Here is a 22,164-nt window from a genome sequence, read left to right as displayed (position 1 = left end):
AACGCCCATTAACAATATAAATCACTAATATCTAAGCACTAAACAACCTAAATACGCAATAACTGCATTCGCTTTGGATTGATAATTAGGAAAAAAGAACTGAGGCTGATATGACCCAAAACACCAAAGCGTTTGATCATTGGATCCGAACCGATTTCGTAGCAATTAATACGCAGCTTGAAACGCTGTATTTCGAGCATCACAGTGATCGCGCTCAGGTTGAGGGCATTGGCGATGACCTTAAACAACAGCTTCTCAATGACGGGAGGACGTTACTGGCTTCTCTCCTCGCTGAGGGTAATACTGATGAGGGTTTTGATGCAGGTTTTGATCTCTTGGGGAATATCGGCTTCTATATGGCAGCCTGTCGACGCCATGAGTTAACGGAGCCATCGCGAGAAACAAAGTCTCCGCTCGTTGAGGCATCAGCCCTAGCCCTACAAGTTGGCGCTTCCATTGGGATGATCCCTCGTTTTAGCACTGCGCACTTAACTACCCACAACCAGGCGATAAATGGCAGAGCCAAGTCCTTCACTCATCTACCGGATGAGGCTATTTTTAACGAGTTCAACACCCGCTCAATCCTCGCCTATCAAGAAGCTTCAACCGCGCTGATCAAAGTGGTAGATGTAGGAATCAGTTCGCCCGTAGCGATTGACTTACTTCATACTGCCGGCGTTGCGTTAAAAAAAGTTTTTGATTCCAACCAACAGCTTAATGATCAACTTGATGTAGACCGATTCTTCTATTCAGTTCGCCCCTATTACAAATCTCACCGAGTAGGAAACAACATCTACCGGGGCGCCAATGCTGGGGACTTTGCGGGCATCAATATTATCGACTTACTGCTAGGGCTATGTCGCGCCGATGAATCTTACTACTCTCAGCTTCTTGTCGACAAAATGCTCTACATGATGCCGGACGATCAAGCGGCTCTGCGAAACGCAATGCGACTACCGAATCTCCTTGACGCACTGCTGTCCAGCCCCGATGGCAACTGGAAAGCTGCTGCCGCAACAGCGCTATTGAAGGTCTGTCGCGCCCATGGCGCTACGGCAGAACAACACCATAATCTCTTAGTAGAACGATTTATCCGCGTCCCGTCACAGCAGCTCGCGGCTCAGCATCATCAAAACTTGACCGCCAGTGGTCCACCGCTTCCCGTACTATTAGCCGCATTAGAAAAGCTTCGCGACCTTCGCTGTGCGAGCCCTCGCCACGACATCGTCACCGCAGCAGCTAAGATGGACCAAGTAAAGGAGTTACTAAGATGAGCCATCAGCCTTTTCATCATCTTGATAACTACTGGCTATCACACTCGGTGGGGCGTCCACTCCAACAGACTGCTGAAAGTCTTCATCGGGACTATTTGCAGTACTGGGAAAGCCCTGAGCCGTGGCCGCTGTGGCTAAAAACTATTCAGCGCTTTAAGGACCAAGTGGGTGAATTAATTAACGCGAAGCCATCAGCCGTCTGCCCTCAAGTGAACATCTCAAGTGGCCTAACTAAGTTACTCAATGCTATTTGCAAAGATCGACCGAAGCCTAAAATTCTGCTTTCCGAAGCAGACTTCGCCACCATTAGCTTTGTGGCGAAGCAAGTTCCTAACGCCGAACTTCACTACCTACCCGCAGAGGCTGACGTCACCAAGATGTCTACCTGGCTGGATCACCTTTCCGACGACCTTGATGTTGCCCTAATTACCCATGTCTTCTCGAATACTGGCATGCGAGCACCGGTTAAAGAAGTGGTAGCGAGTTGTCGCGAGCGCTCAATTCACTCTATTATTGACATCGCTCAGTCCGTGGGCATTGTTCCGATTGATGTCAGCGAATGGCAATGCGATGCCGTCATCGGCACCTCTGTCAAATGGTTATCTGGCGGTCCCGGTGCAGCCTTTATGTACGTAGAACCAGAATTCTGCGCAACCCTGGAGCCTAGCGATGTTGGCTGGTTTTCCCATCAAAATCCCTTTGAGTTTGACGTCCATAACTTCGAGTACGACCAGACCAGTCATCGCTTTCTTGGCGGAACACCTTCGGTAGCTCCGTTTGCCATTGCCGCCGCTAGCATTGCCGAGATCAATCAGTTAGGTGTTGCCAAGCTGTTAGCTCATAATCACGAGATGTCAGCGCTGATGATGGCCGATACCCCCGACTCATGGTGGTCTTCTCCCTGTAACCCTACTCAACGCGGTGGGACCTTGATATTCAATCCGCCTATGTCCATAGCTGAGCGCTTACTCAAGGCCTACCAGCAAGGAGACATTTATTTGGACCAGCGCGAAACCGGCTTCCGCCTTTCTCCCTGTTGGAGCAACACCGAGGAGGATGTCGTCCGGTTCAAAAAAATTATTAACGATGGCTGAAGCCTGCCTGGGTGTTCGCGATTAAAGGTGATTATTCGAACACCTGACTTTCGGCGTCGCTTGCTTTTTGCAGCTCTTGAGATATGAGGCGCTTGAGATATCAGACGGCTAAGATGAGAGGCGCTCAAAACTCGAGGCGCCCAAATCAATTATCACCACCGCTATGACAGACTAAAGACTCTGAACAATGAGTATTAACGCAACAATAATCAGCAATCCGTAAACCAGCTGCAGAAACCGAGCTTCGTCAACACGATGATGAAGCCAGTTACCCACCCAAGCACCGGCCAACACAGCCGGCGCTAATAGTACGATTGAAGCGCTTTGCGCAATCAGTCTGCCATCAATAAGATAGGCCAACGTCAGAACACTATTGAGCGATAGCCAAACTACCACTAACGTGGCGCGAAAGACTGCCTTGCCATGGTTAGCTTTGGCCAGAGCGTAAACCAACAACGGTCCCCCCGTGGCGTACATCCCATGAATGATACCGGCAATGCCTATGACATAGGGCTGCCTCTTCGACGGTAGCGAGGCGCTGGAAACTTCCTTGGAACGCGGTGACAAAGAACGCTTGATCTTAATCAGGGCCTGGCCCGACAACAACAGGATGAAGCAGGCAAAGCCGATTTTTAAAAATTGTTCCTCAAAGAACTGCGGTAACCAGTAGCCAATAGCCATACCTCCTAGCATTAGCGGGAGGATAATTCGAAACAGTAAGCGCCAATTAATATGCGTTCGATTACGCCAGGCTAACGGCAGGTTCATCACCAGCGTAAGCGGTACCAAAATAACCACTAAACTTGGTATATCAGTAATGAGTGCTCCGAGGCTCAAAGCTAGTACAACACTGCCAAAACCGGTCATCGCCCCCACTGCAAAGGCGCCAAAAACAATTACCGCTAATATGACTTCAACGGGCATTCGAGATTTCCTTGTCAATAATTTTGAGATGTTGCCGTGAAACGGCCCTTCTGGCACAAGTTTTAGATCTAAGCTCCAACGTCTTTTTAGCGCTCAAGTTAAGGTAAAGCAACAGCACCCTTAAAGGTGACGACAGGTAACTAGGGAGGCGACTACCATGCTCATTATATTGATTTCCCTTCAATGTGGTACCCGCTCTCAAGCGGAATAGTAAAAGGAAAGGGTGTACTGAACAGCAAACTCCTCTACTATTATCAAGCAGCATAACGCGAAGCCTCAAGAAATGATGCTTAGGTCTCATCTTAAGCGAGATCTGATAGAGATTTTTTGACACCACCGCTACAAATTCATAATGCTGTACTAAATAGGTTTCGGACAAAAAAAATTAATCATGACTCGGGTAACTCGACTTCTTCTTATCACCGCCCTTTGTTCTGGCTGTAGCTATCAACACGCTATGCAGGAGCACATAGATACCAATAATTCGGTGGCGGCGAAGACCGAAACAATCCAAGCCGATATCGCTCGCCTCGAAACAGGCCTCCAGCAACAGCAGGAGCAGTTCCAAGCTATTCGCGCCCAGCTTGCGCAAATTACTGAGGGGATTAGTCAGCAGCAGTCTCAACTACACCACCATACTCCTTTTCCGGTTGAAGCCGCCGCTGAACCGGCGCCCGATAGTCAAACTATTGCGCAAGTTCCCTCGCGCACCGCTGATAAGATTGTTCTCGGCGGCAGAGAGAGCATCTTCATCCATGCTGCCAATGAAGAATTTGTAGCCCGAATAGATACCGGTGCCGAAGTGTCATCCATTCACGCCACCAATATTGAGTTATTTGAACGCGATGGCAAGGAATGGGTTCGCTTTAGCATTGATCATGAAACCGTAAATGAGATTCGCCACAGTGTGGTTGAGCGGCCAATCAAACGACAAACACGCATTCGTCAAGCGAACAGTGATGAGGCACAGGAGCGTTTTGTTGTCTCAATGCTGACTCGCCTAGGTGAGATCGAACAACATGCCGAGTTCAGTTTGACGGATCGCTCACAGCTCAAAAACCCCATACTTATCGGCCGCGACTATTTCATCGATATCGCCATTGTTGATGTGAGCCGCGAGTTTATTCAATCCTCTGCTCCGGGGACCGATTAATGTCATCTCGTACGCCTTTCTACTTCGCGATTGTTGCACTCATTGTGATTGGGCTATTCACCAGTTGGAACCGACATGCCCAAAATGGTATTCCCCTGCTACCCGACTACGACCGAGAAGTCTGGGAGATTGAAGCGCGAATTGAGTTTACTGCGCTTGATCGTCCGGTGCTCGCTAGCCTCGCGCTGCCTGAGGCTAGTCAGCCTGGATTTCGGTTAATTCGAGAGGCTTCCTCATCACCAGATTTCGGCATGACTTACCAACAAACGCCTTATGGCCGACGTGCCGAATGGTCAAAGCGCTCGGCGTTGGGTGAGCAAACTCTCTTCTATCGCGCGCAATTTTTAGTTGACCCAACCAATCAAGAACTCTCCCCGCCCGAGTACCCGCTCACGGCGCCAAAACTAAATCTCATAGGCCCCGAGCGACTTGCTGCTGAATCACTCAAGGAGGCAGCTTTTTCGCGATCTTCGAATGCGTTGAGCTTTGGTCGAGAACTCGTCAAGTTGCTCAACGATCCAAACAATCAAAACAGAGCACTACTTCGGAGTAGGTATTCACAGCTAAATATCCTCTCCACACTGCTCTCAGAAGCCGACATTCCGAACCGCCTAGTGGGTGTCCTCAGTTTAGAAGATGGCCGACGACGTCAACCCATTGAGGGAATGATGCAGCTTTGGACGGGAGCACAGTGGCTGTTATTTGACCCTGCCTCTCAGCAATTTTCTCCCCTCGGTGAAGTCTTAGTCTGGGATGCTTCCATCGGCTCCTTATTAGACGTCAATGGCGGGCGAAACAGTCGTGTTAGCTTTTCTATGATTTCCCAAGATGTGACGCCTACCGAAGCGGTTGCCAGCGTCAACCAAGCAAGTGAACCTTGGAACCTTTCAATCCATAGCCTTCCCCTTGAGCAGCAAGCCATGTTTAAGACCATTATGCTGATTCCGGTGGGCGCACTGATTGTTGCCTTCCTGCGTATCATGGTCGGGTTGAAGACTTCCGGGACTTTTATGCCAATCCTGATTGCTATGGCGTTCGTCCAAACCGAGTTGCGAGTGGGGATTATTGGCTTGGTCGTGATTGTAGGGGTGGGCCTGATTATTCGCGGCTATCTCTCGCGGCTTAATTTACTGCTCGTGGCGCGAATTTCGGCGGTGATCATTGCCGTCATCTTGATGATTTCCAGTTTCGCGGTGCTTGCTTATCACCTAAATCTCTCACAGGGCCTCTCTATCACTCTCTTCCCGATGATTATTCTCGCTTGGACGATTGAGCGGATGAGTATTCTGTGGGAAGAAGATGGTTGGCGCGAAGTGGCCATGCAATCAGCGGGAAGTCTGCTCACCGCGGTGATCGTATATTTGGCAATGACCAATGAAGTTATTCGCTATTTAAGCTTTAACTTCATTGGCCTACAGTTAGTTATCCTGGCTTTTATTCTGATGCTCGGCAACTACACCGGCTACCGCTTATCAGAGCTCACTCGCTTTTATCCCCTGGGTGGAAAGTCGTAAATGCAGTGGACCAAATTCGCCAACCCCAGCCAACTTAAGCGCAGGCATGTCTTGGGGATGAACGAGCGGAATATCCATTTTATTGGCCGCTACAACCAGCGTCATCTCTATCCGTTAGTAGACGATAAACTACTCACCAAAAAAATTGCGGAAAAGGCCCACCTTAAAGCGCCTGAGCTCATTGGCGTGATCACCACCCAAGCGGATATCAAAACCATTCACCAGCTGGTTAGTCATGGCGAAGGTTTCGTGCTTAAACCGGCTCAAGGCAGCGGTGGAAAAGGTATCTTGGTCATTAGCAGTCAGGAAGACGGGCAGTTTATTAAACCATCGGGCGGTGCCCTTTCGGCTGCCGATATTGAGCGTCACATCAGCAATACCATCGCCGGACTATTCTCGTTAGGTGGGCGAAGCGACGCGGTCATTGTTGAACGCCTTATTCAGTGTGACCCGCTATTTAACCGCTACAGCTTCGAGGGCGTTCCTGACATTCGAGTCATTGTCTTCAAGGGCTACCCGTTAATGGCAATGGTACGACTCAGCACCAAGGAGTCTGATGGCAAAGCTAATTTGCATCAGGGCGCCGTGGGCGTAGGTTTGGACTTAGCTACCGGCAAGGCACTTCAGGCGGTTCAGTTTGACGAAGTCATTACTCACCACCCCGATACCAATGCCGCGCTGAGTGACCTTCAAATTCCCAACTGGCGAGAAATCTTATGTCTTGCTGCTCAAGCCTACGAAATGACTCAACTTGGCTATCTCGGCACCGATATTGTTCTGGATGCAACAGACGGTCCGATGGTTCTGGAGCTTAATGCCCGTCCAGGGCTTGCGATTCAAATTGCTAACGGCCTAGGCTTAAAGCAGCGCCTAAAGCACATTGAGAAGCTGCAACAGCCTTTCTATTACCCCAGCTACGAACAACGTGTTGACTACGCAATGAACACTCTGTCAGCCCTCAAATAGCTTGTAAACTGTTAATCCCACACATTATTGATACACTTAGGAAAAGCGCTCGTATTACATCTCGTCCCTTGAAGAGAGTTAATCCCTATATGAAATTTCAAAGTGCCAACCAGTTTAGTCATTCTCAGCAGGATAAAATTGGTCTGCTACTCGTTAATCTCGGCACGCCAGACGCGCCAACACCCAAGGCCCTTCGGAGCTACCTCCGCGAGTTTCTTTCAGACCCAAGAGTGGTTGAGATTCCCCGGATCATCTGGCTGTGTATTCTCTATTTAATTATTTTACCGCTTCGAGCACCAAAATCTGCTCATGCCTATGCGTCGGTCTGGAGCGACCAAGGTTCCCCACTAATGGTGAACGCACTAGCTCAACGAGACGCTATTCACGCACTCATGAGCGAGCGTCATGGCGAACGTGTTATAACGGCTTTAGCTATGCGCTACAACAAACCATCCGTTAGTAGCGTAATTCAACAGCTGCAGGACCAAGGCGCTACTAAGCTCGTTGTCCTACCTCTGTATCCCCAATATGCTGCGTCAACGGTGGCATCCGTGTTTGATGCGGTAGCGGCAGATTTTGCCAAGCGCCGTTGGCTGCCAGACTTACGATTTATTACCCACTATCATCGAGATCGCGGTTATCAGCAAGCTATGGCGAAGCGTATTCGCGACTACTGGGAAACCCATGGCCAAGCTCATCTCGTACTCAGCTTTCATGGCATCCCAAAGCGGAGCCTCACCCTGGGAGACCCCTATTTCTGCGAATGCCATGCCACTGGTAGATTATTAGCCGAGGAACTCGGCTTACGCAAAGATCAATACACTATCAGCTTTCAAAGTAGATTCGGGAAGGCCGAATGGCTCAAGCCATACACTGACGAAACCCTTAAGAAGATGCCTAGTAGTGGCATCAAGGCGGTAGACGTTTTTTGTCCTGGCTTCTCAGCTGATTGCCTAGAGACCATTGAGGAGATTGCCATTGAAAACCGTGACTACTTCCTCGAAGCCGGCGGCGAGCAGTATCGCTATATCGAAGCACTGAATGATATGCCCGAACATATTAGTGCGCTCGCCAATATCGCCGAACGTGAAATGGCGGGATGGCTAGCAGAAGAAATAAACGGTAAAGCTCGCCAACGCTATGCCGATGAGATCACTCAAGAACTCGCAGGCTAAGCGGCTAGCGCTTGCTAGGCCTGAATGAACGAGTGCGGCGAAAGAATTTATCCCGCACTCGTTTTGCCCACCAACACGCTAGCAACTTTATTTACCCTAAGCGGTTTACATTCCATTTTTTGCCGCTAACATAGCGCCCTCTTTTAAATACTGACAATCCACCGAAAATTAACTTACAGCACTGCTGAAATGAACTAGGCTTAGTTCCTTGACGTTGCCCTGCTATTGGACCTTTTAATGACCACAGCTCAGTTCTCAACCACCACCTTCAGCTCCGCTTTAACTGCTCACGATGAACTCGTCTCGCCAACGTTGGCACTTGGACTGGTGACCGGGGTAAGTTTGCTGCCGGTAGAACTGCAACCCAACGAATGGTTCAATTTACTCTGGTGTGGTGATGAGCCAACGGTTGAAGATTCTAAAACGCTAGGTCCTGCGTTCGAAGCAGCGCTTGAATATCAGCAGTGGTTGTTAGCTACACCTACCGATGATTGGTTTACCCTCATTGATGAGCTGAATTTGAGCGAATACGCGATGGGTCTCGCCATGGCGCTTAATTGGGGACAAACCGCGTGGAGTGATGTCGGCCTTGAGGATGGTAGTGATAACGATAATCTGATTGGCGCTTTGATGCTGGTTGCGGTGACGCTTGCATGGCCAAATGAGCAGCGCCCAGAGGGCATCAATCTCCCCACTGCCGCCACCGCTGAAAGTCAGTTTAAAACGGCCATCCATGCAGTTCGACTCATCTCATCAGAATATCGCCAACAGCAAACCACTCAGCAAGCCGCTCATTAAGCGGTTGTTGCTACCCACATTGCCTGGTCTCGTAGAACAGTCTTAGCACACAGCGCCTCAGCAGTTCGAGGCGCTCACTCAGTTCGTACTCCGAGTAGCCCATGTGCTTGAACGACTCCCAGCGCTATAATAGGTTTAGGTTTGTCAATTCATACTCGCCTCAGCAGCTTCCCGTTACCAAGCGGTTAGATAGCACCCTCCTTGGTGCCTCTTACTCATCCTTGAGCTACGTAGCTTAGCGCTCATAAGGGACCTTTACGCCCCCTCTTCGGTGAGTTCTGAGTAACTGTCTATAGCTTCGCTATTAAATCGCGCCGCCAAAGCCGAAGTGAGTAGCTACTGCCTTTTTCCCTCCGCCCTGTGGCCAATTCGCTTTAGCTTTTCGCGGAAACACGGCACCTCCGTCAAACCGCTAAAAATGCGCGAAATCAGCACTAATTCTAGTGTCGAAGAGTCATGTTTCAGTGCTAAACTAATTGTCCAATCAGCCAGGGAAGATTGCTTGTCGTGTTGCATTTACTGTCATCAAATAGCCAAGATGTCTTGGTTGCGCAGCTATCGCAAATCCTAAAAATCCAGGCGCCAGCAGATCCTTTTATTGGCACCTCTGTGCTGGTTCAGAGTGACGGCATGGCTAACTGGTTGAAACTCCAGCTGGCTAATAAGTTAGGGCAATGCAGTCATATTGATTTCCTAATGCCCAGTAATTTTCTTTGGAACTGTTATCGGAAGACTCTACCCGAGGTCCCTGAACGCTCGCCGTTTTCTCGAGAGCAGTTGCGCTGGCGAGTCGCGCAATACCTCGCTGAACACATTAATGAGCAAGCCTATCAACCTTTAGCCGATTACCTTCAACAAAATCCAGGTGATCTTGCCGAAGTACAGTTGGCCGAAGCTATCACTGATATTTTCGATCACTATCTCATGTACCGGCCAGACTGGCTGCTTGCGTGGGAAGGTGGCGACTTTACGCTATTTGACCAATTAGGCGCAGATCTTCGCTGGCAGGGGGTGCTCTGGGAAGCACTCAATCGTCGCATCCCTCCTGAGCTTCGTTGGCATCGAGCAAATATCGCCGAGGCCTTTATTAATAAGGTTTCTGCCGATGATTTACCCAAGCAACTCTACGTCTTCGGCATCAGTAACATGCCACCAATTATGCTGCACCAGCTAAACGCTATTAGTAAGCACTGCGAAGTCTATCTTTTTTGGCAGAATCCGTGCAGCGAATTTTGGCAAGAGCTAGCCAATCCGGGGTCACGCGCCGCCATCACCGAAGCACTCGAGCAGGAATTTCGTGAGGATTACTTTCAATCCAATAACACCCTGCTCACGAACTTAGGACAGCATGGGCGCGATTTTGTCCATCAGCTCATCGAACTTGATATCTTTGGTGGACAAAACGACATCCATTTCAATTTGGACCAGAAGGTCGATTTGGGCCGCGATACCCTGCTGGCACACATACAGCACGATGTGCTCAGCCTACAGCGAACGCAACACGCCTACGATGCGAGTATTCAATTTGCCACCAGCTACAGCCCAGCACGTGAGATTCAGGCTCTGAGAGATTATGTGCTCCAGCAACTTGAAACCACTCCAAGCCTAACGCCTGGCGACTTTGTAGTGATGGTTCCCAATATTGAAGCTTATGCTCCGTTCTTCGCTACCCTGTTCAATCCAGTCGGTACCGACACTTATCTACCTATCGCGATTTCCGATAGAGCTGAAGTGAGCGAACAACCTATCTATCAGGCCATCGAACAACTCTTAGGTCTTTCGCAATCTCGTGCTACCCGCAGTGACATCTTCAACCTTTTAGAGATCGCCGCAATTCGAGCTAAGTTTTCCATTGACGAAGCGCAACTCGGTCAATTGCGAGATTGGTGCAGGGAGGCCAATGTATTTTGGGGTTTTAATGATGCGCATTGGCAACTCAACGGGAATCCAGCTACCGGCAGGTATCACTGGGAGTTCGCCATAGAACGGTGGATACAGAGTTTGGTTTTTGCCGATACCGCGCCGCCCTTTAACAACTCGGTCGGCGGTGTCAGAATTAGCGGCACCCAAACCGAGTTATTGAGTAATTTCATTGCCTTCATCGATACGCTCAAAGGAATTTTTGATATTCAGCAGGGTGAAAAATCTCCCGCCGAATGGCAACAGGTGATCATCGATGCCATTAGTCAGCTCATCGATGGCGATCACGATGACGCGGAATATCTCCCGCAAATTTACCGTCGTATCGATGATTATTTTCAATCCATTAGTCAGGCCGAATTTAGCCGCTGCGTGAGCTTTCCAACGGTTAGCCAGCCGTTACTCAGCGAATTGACAAGCGTGCGAAATAGCCAGCGTTTTGCTGCCGGGAGAATTAATATTTGTACATTCTTACCCATGCGTTCCATCCCCTTTCGGGTGGTCTGCATGCTAGGAATGGGTAGCGAGCAAATTCCAAGGCGCGTTGAAGCACAGCAGTTCGATCTAAGTTTGCGACAACCACGAATTGGCGATCGCCATCCTACGCGTGAAGATCGCTACCTCTTCCTCGAGGGTATCTTGGCCGCCGAAGACGCGTTATACATCAGTTGGATCGGACGCTCTATAAAGACAAATGAAGAACAGCCGCCATCCATTCTGGTTTCAGAACTTCTCGACACCCTAGTTGACACCACCAAGCTGCCCCGAAAGGAGCTTGAGGCGTTGGCGATTCAACATCATCCCCTGCAGAGTTTTAATCCCAGCTATTACTCGCCAGCTTCACCGCTATTTAGCTACGATGCTCGCTGGTTATTAGCGCCAGCTACGGCGCATTATTTGGACGCTGAGCCAATTACCACAATCAGCCAAACAGACTTAAACATTCAGGAATTGGTGGCATTTTATAAGGATCCACTGACGACGTTTTTGAAACATTTAGGTGTTAGCAAGCACTTTTTCGCAAAAGATACGACTGACGATGAGCGCTTTGCGCTCAGCAATTTGGAACGCTGGAGTCTCTATCAGGCACTGAATGAAGTCGCGCTATCCGATGACATTGAGCCTGTGCTACGGCATTTCGAACTGAGCGGAGAAAGTCCTGCTGCAGCCCTTGGGAATAACTTAAGCGCTGATGTTGCACAGTCATTCAATGAGTCCATTCGTGAACTTAAGCCATTGCTTCCGCTGCAACGTCATCAGGCAACCCGACGTCTTGCCATACCATCCGTATCGGATTCTTCTTCCGACGAATCAATCGCAACGCCAACCACGCTTTCGGGAACGCTACCCTACTACAGTTCAAGCCGTGGCAATCTAGTGATCCAATTCGCTAATCACAGCGCCACTAATCCGAAGTACCCTCTCCAGCTGCGAATTCATCAAGCTTTTCTCTGCGCATCAAAGCTGAATTGTCGGGCAATTTTGGTGGAGAAAACGGGTATTAAAGTGGCGCCAGCAATGTCTGAGAAAGAGGCCACTGCACTGCTCTGTCAATGGATCGACCTCTACCATTATGGGTTAACACTGCCAATACCATTGGATGCAAAGGTTGCTACGAAAGTGGTCAGCGAAAAGCGCGTCACCGAGGAAGACTTTGAGAACGAGCTCGGCGACCGCCTTGGTCAATTCAGAGATTGGCAGGATTGTATCACTCTACATGCTGAAACCTTCTTAGGCGACGTGAATAGCTGTTTCGAAAAGGACGTCGAACTATGAAGACCTTAGATGCCAATACACTCCCTCTCACTGGGGTACAGATTATTGAAGCAAGTGCCGGCACGGGTAAAACCTTTACCATTGCCAGCTTGTACGTCCGCCTAATTCTAGGGCTAAACGCCAAAACCTATACGCCCGCTGATATTACTGTGGTGACCTTCACTAAGGCAGCCACCGCTGAGTTACGAGATCGTATTCGAGCCCGCTTGCACGAGGAACGGCAGGAATTGTCTAGGCAAGTTCGCGCGCAGCTTGATGGCGAAGCGTTCGATGCCTCGTTACTCTATCAACAACTGATTGCTAAGCACGGCACGCCTACCGCCTTAACGTGGGCGCCTGTGGTTGAATTGGCACTGGCCGAAAAGCGGATGGACGGAGCTGAAATCCATACCATTCATAGCTTCTGCCTGCGGCTTTTGAAACAGTATGCTTTTGACTCCAAGCTACCCTTCGGGTTAGACATCACCATGGATGATGACACGCGTCGTCAGGCCGTCAATGATTTTTGGCGACAGCTCTGTTACCGTCGCAGTGAGCGTGACGTCCTTGCTATTCAGCAACAATTTAGCCATCCCGATGAACTGCTTAGCGCCTTGAATGGTATCGGTGTGGCGCGTTGGGAAGAGTTCGATTGTGCCCACGATTCCTTTGACGAGCTACTGACGAAACTCAATGCGATTCAAGCAGAACTCACCGAACTTTGGACACAGTACAGTCACCAGCTATTCGCCGAAATCGAATCCGCCATGCGCGAGGCGAGACTTAGTAGAACTGTTTGGAAGATCGAGAAGTTTAGTGGGCAAGCGGCCAAAGCAACGCAATGTGGTTCCGGTGAGGCCCCCTTCTACGCAGTGTCTGCTAGCCAACTCAAAGTGCTGCGTATGTTTTCCACTCGTTCACTCGCGAAGAGCACGCTCAAGAATAAAGCGCCCGTACCGGCTAATCCGCTTTCGGACTTTCTCGATCAGCTCCCCAAGGATATGGACCTCTCTATTCCCTTACTACGCGACGCCTACTTCGCCTGTATTGAGCTTGAAGAGCAAATAGAGCGGCGCCACGGTACGATGCGATCAGATAACATTCTAACGCACTGTGCGAAGTTTATTAGTGATGCCCCCGAAGCCGTTATTGCCAATATTCGTTCGCAGATCAAAATCGCGATGATTGATGAATTTCAAGACACCGATCCACAGCAATTCTCGGTATTTAAGCGTCTCTTCAACGATAGCGAGTCTGAGCGAGGGCTGATGTTAATCGGCGACCCTAAGCAGGCTATTTACAGGTTTCGCGGTGCCGACCTGAATGTCTATCTGCAAGCCCGAGATGAATTCGCCGGCGAAAATTGCCAATACACAATGGACAAGAACTGGCGTTCATCACAGGGCGTGATTGACGCCATAGCCGCGCTTTTCAACCAAAGTAACGCGCCATTTATTAACAGTAGGATTGGCTTTCCACCCGTTAGTGCAGCCAAAACTAATATTCCCACGGTCAATCTAAACGGACAGACTTTGGCGTCACTGGAGTGGCAACATCACGATCTGGGAGAAAAACCGATCAAAGCGATCTGTCTACGCGCAACCGCTCAGGCCGCCGCTCGTCGAATTGCTGAATTTCTATCATCTGAAAATGGTGCCTCGCTGGACGGCGACTCAATTCAAGCCCGTGATATCGCCGTTCTGGTAGATGATAAGAACCAGGCCTCGGTAATGCAGAAGGCGCTCGCAGACCTAGGTATCAGCACCAATGCTGCCCTGAAGAAATCGGTCTTTGCCAGCCCAGAAGCCGCGGCCTATCATTCGTTGTTGCTGTGTATGCTTGAACCCAACAATGAGCGACTTATCCGCCGTTTTATTGCCGATCCCTGCCTAGGCTACTCTGCGGTTGAGCTGCAGCGGCACTTTGACGATGAAAATAACTGGCAACTATGGACCAGCACCTTAACGCAGGCACTCGCGCTATGGCATCAGAGGGGGCCGCTTGCCGCCATTGAACACGTTGGTCACGAATGGGGCCTGTATGCACGCTTGTTGCGCGACAATCAAGCCAACCGGAGACTCAGTAACTGGCTTCAGCTAGGTGAGCTGCTCCAAAATTATGCCGCTAAGTCGGGAGGCATTGCTGGCCAAGTGGAATGGTTCCAATTCAGTAGAACAGAGCTGAAATCGACGGAGCTCAACGAAATTCAATTAGAGTCCGATGATAATGTGGTCACGATCAGCACCATTCATAAGTCCAAAGGCTTGCAATACGCCGCGGTTTTCATCCCCTTTGCTTGGGCGCCGAAGATACCTAGCACCAAACAATCTATCGCCGTAGTGCAGACTGACCAGCAACGTTTGATCTCGCTCAGAACTCGCGTCTCCGCGATGCTGACTAAAGAATACAAGGAGGAGTCTATTCGGCTTCTCTATGTAGCATTAACTCGCGCTATTAACTATATCTACATCGGTACCTGTGAGTTCAAGGACGCTAATAAATCCGCCATCGCTCACCTCAGCGGTGTCTTAAGCAGTGATAACGTCCAACAGGCAATCACCTCCGCTTTTCCGCGTTCGTCAATTCATGCCTTGCCAACCCTTATGCAAGAATTTGAACTCGAAAAGACCAATCCAAACTCTTCGCAAACCAAGGTGGAATTGAAGGCAAGGACTTTCAGTTCCACGATTGACGTCACTCGTGGGATCAGTAGCTACTCGGCCCTAGCCAAAGCGCTGAAGCATGGCCCTGCTGCAACTACGCCGGCGGATAGTCACATCTCCGCTAAGGACATTGATGACCACCTCAGGAATGAGCCTTCTCGTTTTGATTTAGCTAAAGGCGCTCACGTGGGAAACTTTCTTCACGACGCCTTAGAGACTCTCAACTGGGACGCGCTAGAAACTGGCGAACACGACGCCGAATTGGCTGAACTAATGCTTCGCTACGGCGTGCCAGGCTTTGACGATCTAGCGTTGATTGTTCGCTACCGTGAGTGGTTGAGCGAGGTGATTAACACGCCATTTCTTGATACACGCTGCCTCAAGGACGTTTCTGAGCAGGATCGTTTGGCTGAGATGGAGTTCTTTTTGCCGCTAAACGAGACCTTAACGCCCGAGTACCTCAATCCAATCGTTGCCGAACACCTTGATATGCCGTTGCAGTTTGCACCCGTCAGCGGTCATCTAAAGGGATTCATTGACTTAATTTTGCGCCTTGATGGGAAGTACTACGTTGCCGATTACAAGTCGAATTTCTTAGGCGACAGCTTTGCAGACTACCACCGCGATGGACTGCATAATGCAGTCAGAAAGAGTGGCTATACCCTACAGTACCTAATCTATGTAGTGGCTCTTCACCGCCATCTTCGCCATCACTTAGCTGATTATCAATATGATACTCACTTTGGTGGTGTTTATTACCTGTATTTGCGCGGTATGCATCCAGAACAGGGCACGAGCGGTATCTATTTTGATCGCCCACCACTGGACTTAGTTAATCAACTCGATACCTTATTTGCTCAGGAGCCGCGCTAATGCCTAAGCCTATTAGTTATTTAGACAAGAAATTGGGTCGCTACCTTGGTCAGTTTGCGGCAGCGCCACATCAAAGACTTCTGCAGCAAATTGGCATGCTCTTATCGGCAGTCCGCTCGCAGGGCCATAGCTGTCTGCCACTTAGCGTGCTGGATGAAGTTGCCGGGGCTTTTGAGCTTGAACTCATCGAGAACTGGCGAGAACAATGGCGACTACTACTTGACTCTGAACCCAACCTCGTTGGGACAGGTAGCGGCTCTCAGCCACTCCAATACCGAGACGGAAAACTCTACTTTCAGCGCGATGACCACGCTGAAGATCAGATATCGAAGCGGCTAATCCAACATGCCAATGGCTCCAGACTTTACGCCGAGCGAGATCTAGAGTCCGCCTTAGACAGGCTATTCCAGGGTTCTGACACAGGCACATTGGGTCAGCGACAGGCCGCATTAGCAGCGGCCTCAAACCCCCTAGCAATGATTCTAGGCGGCCCTGGAACGGGCAAAACGACCACCGTAGTGAAGCTGCTCGCGGTAATCCTTGAGCAGGCCCTTGCGCTTAAACCGCTTTACAATATTCTTTTGCTGGCCCCAACCGGAAAGGCCGCGGCTCGCTTGGGGCAATCTATTAAGGCGCAGCGCAATGGCTTAGATGTTAGTGAGGCGATTCGCGCCGCGATTCCATCCTCGGCCAAAACGCTCCATCGCGCGCTTGAATGGCGCGGTGGCAGCTTCTCCAGAAATGCACGTAACCCCTTAGTCGCTGATCTCATCGTGGTAGATGAAGCCTCGATGATTGATACCCGGTTAATGCTCGGGCTAGTCGAGGCGGTGCCAAAACACTGTCAGTTATTGCTACTTGGAGACGCCCATCAGCTAGCGTCCGTTGAGGCAGGGTCGGTCCTATCGGATCTTGAATTAGCGGCCAAGGATCCTAGTTCGTTACTTCACTCCGGGTACACCAAGCTTACTCATAGTTACCGCTTCAACCAAGATAGTGGCATCGGCGCCTTGGCAAGCGCGATTAACTTGGGTAATACCGCTGATATCGCACGTATCTTTGACACCTTCTCAGACGAGTTAACTTGGTCTGAAACCCTTGATTCTGAGGCGCTTAGCCAGCCCTACTATAAATACTTGGCAGCCATCGAAGATGGTGCCGCGCCGGAACAAATCTACGCCTACTATAACGAATGGCGAGTCCTCTGCGCGGTACGCGAGGGCGAGTTCGGCCTCTCGGGGCTTAATGCTCTCATCGAGATAGCGTTAGCCGCTAAGTTTAACCTCGACATCGAAAGCCGTTTTTACAGTGGCTTGCCAGTAATGATCACACAAAACGATTACTTGCAGGAGTTGTTCAACGGAGATATCGGCCTAATACTAGAAGTTGACGGCGAGCTTCGGGCGTTCTTCGAAGCCGAAGATGGCACTATGAAAAGTTTGCTGGCCGCCCGTTTACCGCATGTGGAGAAGGCGTTTGCAATGACCGTCCACAAGAGCCAGGGTTCCGAGTTTAATGAGTGTGCGTTGGTACTGCCAGAACGCGCGCGCCGAGAGACGATATCGAGGGAGTTAATCTATACCGCTATCACTCGAGCCAAGAAAGCCTTCAAGTTGATGGGTAGCGAAGTGACCTTGCTGGACGGCGTCACCACCTCTACACAGCGTTTCTCCGGCTTGGCCTCTAGGCTAATTCGATCTGAGGTCTGAGGTCTGAGGTCTGAGGTCTGAGGTCTGAGGTCTGAGGTCTGAGGTCTGCAGTCTGCGGTCTGCGGTCTGCGGTCTGCGGTCTGCGGTCTGCGAAAGGGTAACGATGACCATCGTCATCGCTACCCAGTCATCGTTTAACGCTAAAGAGCCTGATAGGCTTTCTCTAGCTTCTTGAGCGCCTTCTTGCCAGGGGCACCAAGGACGTTCACCGCATGACGAACGCGAGCTCGAGTAAGGTCTGCACCCAATACCGCCATGGCATCAAAGAGCGGCGGAGTGGTAGTTTGACCGCTTAAAGCGATAAACAGCGGTTGCATTAAATCGCGAAGCTTAAGCTCCATTTGCTCTGCCAAGGTATTCAATTCATTGTAGAGCGCATCCTTATTCCAATCGCGGACCGCGTCTAAGCGCCAGGCCACAAACTGCAAGATCTGCTTCACTTGGTCTTCGCTCAACTTCTTAAATACAAACTGCTCCGGCTCAATGGCGGGTAAGCCCATAAAGAACATTTGTGTTAGCGGCCCAATGTCACTTAGCTTTTCTAAACGAGAGCCCACTAACGGTAAAATGGCCTTGAGGTAGTCCTCGTTCAGCGCCCAAGTTGCAATGCGCCCTGCAAGTTGGTCCTCAGAGAGGTCCTCACGAATCCAGCGCCCATTTAGCCAATCCAGCTTTTCGACATCAAAGACTGGCCCCCCTAGCGATACTTTATGAATATCAAAATTTTCCTGCATCTGTGCCAGCGAGAATTTCTCTTCTTCGTTAGGCATTGACCAGCCCATCCGCGCTAAGTAATTCAGGACCGCCTCTGGAAGATAACCCATACGTTGATAGAAATTAATCGAGGTTGGATTCTTTCGCTTCGATAGCTTTGACTTGTCAGGGTTACGTAGTAACGGAAGGTGACAAAGGACGGGTACATCCCAACCAAAGTACTGATAGAGCAAAATATGTTTTGGCGCCGAGTTGATCCATTCTTCACCACGCATCACGTGAGTGATCTGCATAAGGTGATCATCTACCACGTTAGCCAAGTGATAAGTAGGCATACCGTCTGCCTTCAACAGTACCTGCATATCAACCTGAGCGTAATCAATGCTGATTTCGCCGCGCAGCATGTCATTAAACACACACGCGCCCTCGGCTGGTATTTTCATCCGAACAACATAGGGCTCACCCGCTGCAAGCTTGGCTTTAACTTCGTCATCACTCAATAATAAGCCGCGACCATCGTAACGAGGCGTCTGACCGTTCGCCATTTGCTCCTTACGCATCTCATCAAGCTCTTCTGAGCTGGCAAAACAATAGAATGCATGTCCCTTGTCAATGAGCTCCTGACAATATCCCGCATAAATATCCATGCGTTCCGATTGACGATAGGGGCCATGGGGTCCGCCGACATCTGGTCCCTCATCCCAATCAAGACCTAACCAACGAAGCGAGTCTAAAATAGCCTGCTCTGACTCACCGGTTGAACGTGTTTGGTCTGTATCTTCAATACGCAGCAGAAACTGCCCACCGTGCTGTTTGGCAAATACCATGTTGAAAAGAGCGATATAGGCGGTACCAACGTGCGGATCACCCGTTGGGGATGGCGCGATACGAGTGCGAACTGTCATGTAATCTATTCCAATATTGAGGTGCGATGGCGATAATACTTACCAGCCATAAAATTTGCCTGAAGTATACACGACAAACCTGCCCCGCTACCAACAATTAGCCCAATAAACCGGTGGCTGGCTCAGTGTTCTTCATTGCACTGATCACCCTACTCTTAAGTACATTTTCTAACTCAGATTTCCGGTTTAACAGGTTATACTAGAGGCTAATTGAATGAGGAAACGGCAGAGTAATGCGCCCTAACTACACGCTTTCAACCGCACCTATGATGGAGTGGTCTGATCGTCACTGCCGCGCTTTTTGGCGTGTGCTAACTAAACACAGTTTGATGTATACCGAGATGGTCACCGCCAATGCAGTGATTCATGGTAACCGTGACTACCTCATTGGTTACAATGACGTTGAGCATCCTATTGCTCTGCAGCTCGGCGGCAGCGACCCGGCGCAACTTGGAGAAGCAGCCAAAATAGCCGCCGACTACGGTTACGACGAGGTGAACCTAAACTGCGGCTGCCCGTCAGACAGAGTCAAGTCCGGCTTTTTTGGCGCCTGCTTAATGGCCGAACCTGAAACTGTTGCGCGCAGCATGGAAGCGGTTATCGAAGCCGCGCCAATTAAAGCAACGGTTAAGAATCGTATCGGCATTGATGATCAAGAGGACTATCCCAGCCTACTCAATTTTATTGACACGGTTTCTGCTAGTGGCGTCAATCACTTCATCGTCCACGCCCGAAAAGCTTGGTTGAACGGTCTATCGCCAAAAGAGAATAGAGAAATCCCGCCATTGCGCTATGACTTGGTCCACCAATTAAAGGCGGAGCGCCCACAACTAGAAATCGCCATCAACGGCGGAATTAACACCCTGGATGAAGCAGATGAACATTTGCAGCATGTCGATGGAGTAATGCTCGGTCGAGCCGCCTACCAAAACCCATGGATTCTCGCCTCGGTAGATCGCCGCTTCTTTGGTGCGCAATCAGACCCTGTTGCCACCCGCCATGAGGCCTTGCGTGCTTACTTCCCCTACATTGAATCGCAATTGGCTGTTGGCGCGAAACTACATTACATGACACGACATTTAATGGGACTATTCAACGCTCAGCCAGGCGGCAAGCAATTCCGTCGCTATGTTTCTGAGAATGCCTACAAAGATGGCGCAGGATTAGCAGTACTTGAAGATGCCATGGCGTTAGTACCCGAGTGAACTAGGCTATAACAGATGGTTGTTAGCGATCATTTTTATTGTCATGGTACCATCACATCAACGTGGTAGACTCACTAGACTAATCAATAACAGAAATTCCTAAGGAAGCAAAAAAAATGGCTTCGAAGCTCGATCAACTCAAAGCACAAACTGTGGTAGTCGCCGATACCGGTGATATTGATGCGATAGCAAAGTTCACGCCTGTGGATGCCACCACCAACCCTTCACTGCTCCTGAAGGCTGCTCAGCTTGAGCGTTATCGTCATTTTTTCGACGAGGCCATTGAGACAACTCGTCGTGACAGTGTTGCCGAAGCGGTTGATCAGCTTGCTGTTAACATAGGTAAGGAAATTCTTGGCATCATCCCGGGCCGTATATCTACCGAAGTTGATGCTCGCTTAAGTTATGATCAAGAGGCTTCGTATCAAAAAGCGCACAGTTTAATCAAACGTTACGAGGCCGCTGGAGTCAGTCGGGATCGAGTATTAATCAAACTCGCCTCTACCTGGGAAGGTATCCGTGCAGCCGAGCGCCTTGAGCAGGATGGTATCAATACTAATCTAACTTTGCTGTTTAGTTTCGAACAGGCCGTTGCCTGTGCGGAAGCAGGCGTATTCCTTATTTCCCCCTTCGTTGGACGTATCTTAGATTGGTATAAGAAAGCTGAAGGCGTGGATAGCTATGCTTCCCATAAAGACCCTGGCGTTGTTTCAGTTAAACGCATCTATGAATATTACAAGCAGCATGCCTATCCTACTATCGTAATGGGCGCCTCGTTCCGTAACACCGGAGAGATTGAAGAGCTTGCTGGATGTGACCAACTAACAATTGGCCCTGCTCTGTTGGAAGAGTTGGACAATGATCTTGGTGAATTGCCGCAAAAACTCTTCGACCAGGGCGGCTCAGCCGATCAGCGACCAGCACGCCTCAGCGAAGCGGAGTTCCGTTTTGGCTGTGGCCAAGATGCAATGGCAACTGAAAAACTTGCTGAAGGTATCCGTAACTTCGTGGGCGATCAAATCAAACTCGAAGCATTGTTGTTAAAGGAAGCGAATGTTTAAAGCGCTGAAAGCTCTGCTTGAGCCTACCGAGACCCAGCCTACACCAACTTCTCGTGATGTTGAGAGTGCCAGTGCGGCATTGATGATTATGTTAGCCATTGCTGACAGCCACTTCGATGACCGCGAGCGCCAGATGGTGGTGAAGCTAATCAAGGAGCGAAGCGAGTTAGACGATGCTGAATTGAACATGCTAATTAGCGAAGCTGAGCAAGCCGCTACCTCCGCCACCTCCATCTACGAGTTCAGCCAACAACTCAACAAAGTACTGGTTTACGAAGACAGAGTTAAGGTTGTTCGTGGGATGTGGGAAGTAGCCTATGCCGATGGGGTAATTGACAAGTACGAAGAACATCTCATTCGTCGAGTTTGTGACCTAATGTACGTCAGCCATCAGGATTTCATTCAGACTCGAAATTCAGTTCGCGACCAATAACAACGTGGCGATTGACTGTTGAGCAGCA

At 49.9% G+C, this 22,164-nt stretch carries 15 protein-coding genes; 13 read left to right on the top strand and 2 right to left on the bottom strand.

The annotated features are described in order from the left end of the window. Window positions 1-110: 110 nt before the first annotated feature. Both DFR27_RS11110 and DFR27_RS11105 read left to right on the top strand, forming a co-directional pair. Window positions 111-1,274, top strand: coding sequence for a PrnB family protein (locus DFR27_RS11110; protein ID WP_121877537.1), 1,164 nt, complete (start codon window positions 111-113; stop codon window positions 1,272-1,274). Then, entirely contained in the window at window positions 1,271-2,368 is a 1,098-nt protein-coding gene (locus DFR27_RS11105) for an aminotransferase class V-fold PLP-dependent enzyme (RefSeq protein ID WP_121877536.1), read from the top strand. Before DFR27_RS11110 ends, DFR27_RS11105 begins: the two co-directional genes overlap by 4 nt. A 171-nt stretch (window positions 2,369-2,539) precedes the next feature. Here DFR27_RS11105 and DFR27_RS11100 read toward each other — a convergent pair whose 3' ends face one another. Continuing rightward, window positions 2,540-3,292, bottom strand: a complete 753-nt coding sequence (locus DFR27_RS11100) for a sulfite exporter TauE/SafE family protein (RefSeq protein ID WP_121877535.1) — start codon at window positions 3,290-3,292, stop codon at window positions 2,540-2,542. A 391-nt stretch (window positions 3,293-3,683) separates the two neighbouring features. Here DFR27_RS11100 and DFR27_RS11095 point away from each other — a divergent pair, with 391 nt between their 5' ends. From DFR27_RS11095 to recD, 8 genes are all read left to right on the top strand, one after another. Continuing rightward, window positions 3,684-4,445: an ATP-dependent zinc protease family protein gene (locus DFR27_RS11095; RefSeq protein WP_121877534.1), complete on the top strand. Its 762-nt coding sequence runs from the start codon at window positions 3,684-3,686 to the stop codon at window positions 4,443-4,445. After that, the gene (locus DFR27_RS11090) at window positions 4,445-5,959 is read left to right on the top strand and encodes an inactive transglutaminase family protein (protein WP_121877533.1); all 1,515 of its coding nucleotides are present in this window, start codon (window positions 4,445-4,447) and stop codon (window positions 5,957-5,959) included. Before DFR27_RS11095 ends, DFR27_RS11090 begins: the two co-directional genes overlap by 1 nt. Then, window positions 5,960-6,925 carry an alpha-L-glutamate ligase-like protein gene (locus DFR27_RS11085; protein WP_121877532.1) on the top strand — a complete coding sequence of 322 codons (966 nt, stop codon included), beginning with the start codon at window positions 5,960-5,962 and terminating at the stop codon, window positions 6,923-6,925. A gap of 89 nt (window positions 6,926-7,014) precedes the next feature. After that, a complete protein-coding gene (gene hemH / locus DFR27_RS11080; protein ID WP_121877531.1) occupies window positions 7,015-8,100 on the top strand; it encodes a ferrochelatase in 1,086 nt (361 codons plus the stop codon). Between the two features lie 237 nt (window positions 8,101-8,337). Continuing rightward, entirely contained in the window at window positions 8,338-8,898 is a 561-nt protein-coding gene (locus tag DFR27_RS11075) for a UPF0149 family protein (protein ID WP_121877530.1), read from the top strand. A gap of 507 nt (window positions 8,899-9,405) precedes the next feature. Further along, window positions 9,406-12,594 carry an exodeoxyribonuclease V subunit gamma gene (gene recC / locus DFR27_RS11070; protein ID WP_170150852.1) on the top strand — a complete coding sequence of 1,063 codons (3,189 nt, stop codon included), beginning with the start codon at window positions 9,406-9,408 and terminating at the stop codon, window positions 12,592-12,594. Further along, on the top strand, window positions 12,591-16,109 hold the full coding sequence (gene recB / locus DFR27_RS11065) for an exodeoxyribonuclease V subunit beta (RefSeq protein ID WP_121877528.1): 3,519 nt from the start codon (window positions 12,591-12,593) through the stop codon (window positions 16,107-16,109). The genes recC and recB overlap by 4 nt, the downstream gene beginning before the upstream one ends. Next, window positions 16,109-17,818 (top strand): exodeoxyribonuclease V subunit alpha, encoded by a 1,710-nt coding sequence (gene recD, locus DFR27_RS11060; RefSeq protein WP_121877527.1) that lies wholly within the window; start codon window positions 16,109-16,111, stop codon window positions 17,816-17,818. The genes recB and recD overlap by 1 nt, the downstream gene beginning before the upstream one ends. A gap of 140 nt (window positions 17,819-17,958) precedes the next feature. On the opposite strand, the gene gltX is transcribed toward recD, so the two are convergent. Then, on the bottom strand, window positions 17,959-19,437 hold the full coding sequence (gltX, locus tag DFR27_RS11055; RefSeq protein WP_121877526.1) for a glutamate--tRNA ligase: 1,479 nt from the start codon (window positions 19,435-19,437) through the stop codon (window positions 17,959-17,961). A 233-nt stretch (window positions 19,438-19,670) separates the two neighbouring features. Between gltX and dusA the strand changes: the two genes are divergently transcribed. The 3 genes from dusA to DFR27_RS11040 all read left to right on the top strand — a co-directional run bounded on the left by dusA (window position 19,671) and on the right by DFR27_RS11040 (window position 22,136). Further along, window positions 19,671-20,642, top strand: a complete 972-nt coding sequence (gene dusA / locus DFR27_RS11050) for a tRNA dihydrouridine(20/20a) synthase DusA (protein WP_121877525.1) — start codon at window positions 19,671-19,673, stop codon at window positions 20,640-20,642. Between the two features lie 116 nt (window positions 20,643-20,758). Next, window positions 20,759-21,703, top strand: coding sequence for a transaldolase (gene tal, locus DFR27_RS11045; protein ID WP_121877524.1), 945 nt, complete (start codon window positions 20,759-20,761; stop codon window positions 21,701-21,703). Next, a complete protein-coding gene (locus DFR27_RS11040; RefSeq protein ID WP_121877523.1) occupies window positions 21,696-22,136 on the top strand; it encodes a tellurite resistance TerB family protein in 441 nt (146 codons plus the stop codon). Before tal ends, DFR27_RS11040 begins: the two co-directional genes overlap by 8 nt. The last annotated feature ends 28 nt before the right edge of the window (window positions 22,137-22,164 follow it).

The organism is Umboniibacter marinipuniceus (assembly GCF_003688415.1).
In the GTDB taxonomy this organism is placed as follows: Bacteria; Pseudomonadota; Gammaproteobacteria; order Pseudomonadales; family DSM-25080; genus Umboniibacter; species Umboniibacter marinipuniceus.
Note: the sequence above shows the minus strand (reverse complement) of the source record. Positions and strands in the feature narration are given on the sequence as shown.

Excerpts from the sequence above, each read along its gene's own strand:
- DFR27_RS11085 (WP_121877532.1), top strand. The coding sequence starts at position 5,960 with ATGCAGTGGACCAAATTCGCCAACCCCAGCCAACTTAAGCGCAGGCAT.
- DFR27_RS11075 (WP_121877530.1), top strand. The coding sequence starts at position 8,338 with ATGACCACAGCTCAGTTCTCAACCACCACCTTCAGCTCCGCTTTAACT.
- DFR27_RS11040 (WP_121877523.1), top strand. The coding sequence starts at position 21,696 with ATGTTTAAAGCGCTGAAAGCTCTGCTTGAGCCTACCGAGACCCAGCCT.
- DFR27_RS11090 (WP_121877533.1), top strand. The coding sequence starts at position 4,445 with ATGTCATCTCGTACGCCTTTCTACTTCGCGATTGTTGCACTCATTGTG.
- dusA (WP_121877525.1), top strand. The coding sequence starts at position 19,671 with ATGCGCCCTAACTACACGCTTTCAACCGCACCTATGATGGAGTGGTCT.
- recD (WP_121877527.1), top strand. The coding sequence starts at position 16,109 with ATGCCTAAGCCTATTAGTTATTTAGACAAGAAATTGGGTCGCTACCTT.
- gltX (WP_121877526.1), bottom strand. The coding sequence starts at position 19,437 with ATGACAGTTCGCACTCGTATCGCGCCATCCCCAACGGGTGATCCGCAC.
- hemH (WP_121877531.1), top strand. The coding sequence starts at position 7,015 with ATGAAATTTCAAAGTGCCAACCAGTTTAGTCATTCTCAGCAGGATAAA.
- tal (WP_121877524.1), top strand. The coding sequence starts at position 20,759 with ATGGCTTCGAAGCTCGATCAACTCAAAGCACAAACTGTGGTAGTCGCC.
- DFR27_RS11095 (WP_121877534.1), top strand. The coding sequence starts at position 3,684 with ATGACTCGGGTAACTCGACTTCTTCTTATCACCGCCCTTTGTTCTGGC.
- DFR27_RS11100 (WP_121877535.1), bottom strand. The coding sequence starts at position 3,292 with ATGCCCGTTGAAGTCATATTAGCGGTAATTGTTTTTGGCGCCTTTGCA.
- recB (WP_121877528.1), top strand. The coding sequence starts at position 12,591 with ATGAAGACCTTAGATGCCAATACACTCCCTCTCACTGGGGTACAGATT.
- DFR27_RS11105 (WP_121877536.1), top strand. The coding sequence starts at position 1,271 with ATGAGCCATCAGCCTTTTCATCATCTTGATAACTACTGGCTATCACAC.
- DFR27_RS11110 (WP_121877537.1), top strand. The coding sequence starts at position 111 with ATGACCCAAAACACCAAAGCGTTTGATCATTGGATCCGAACCGATTTC.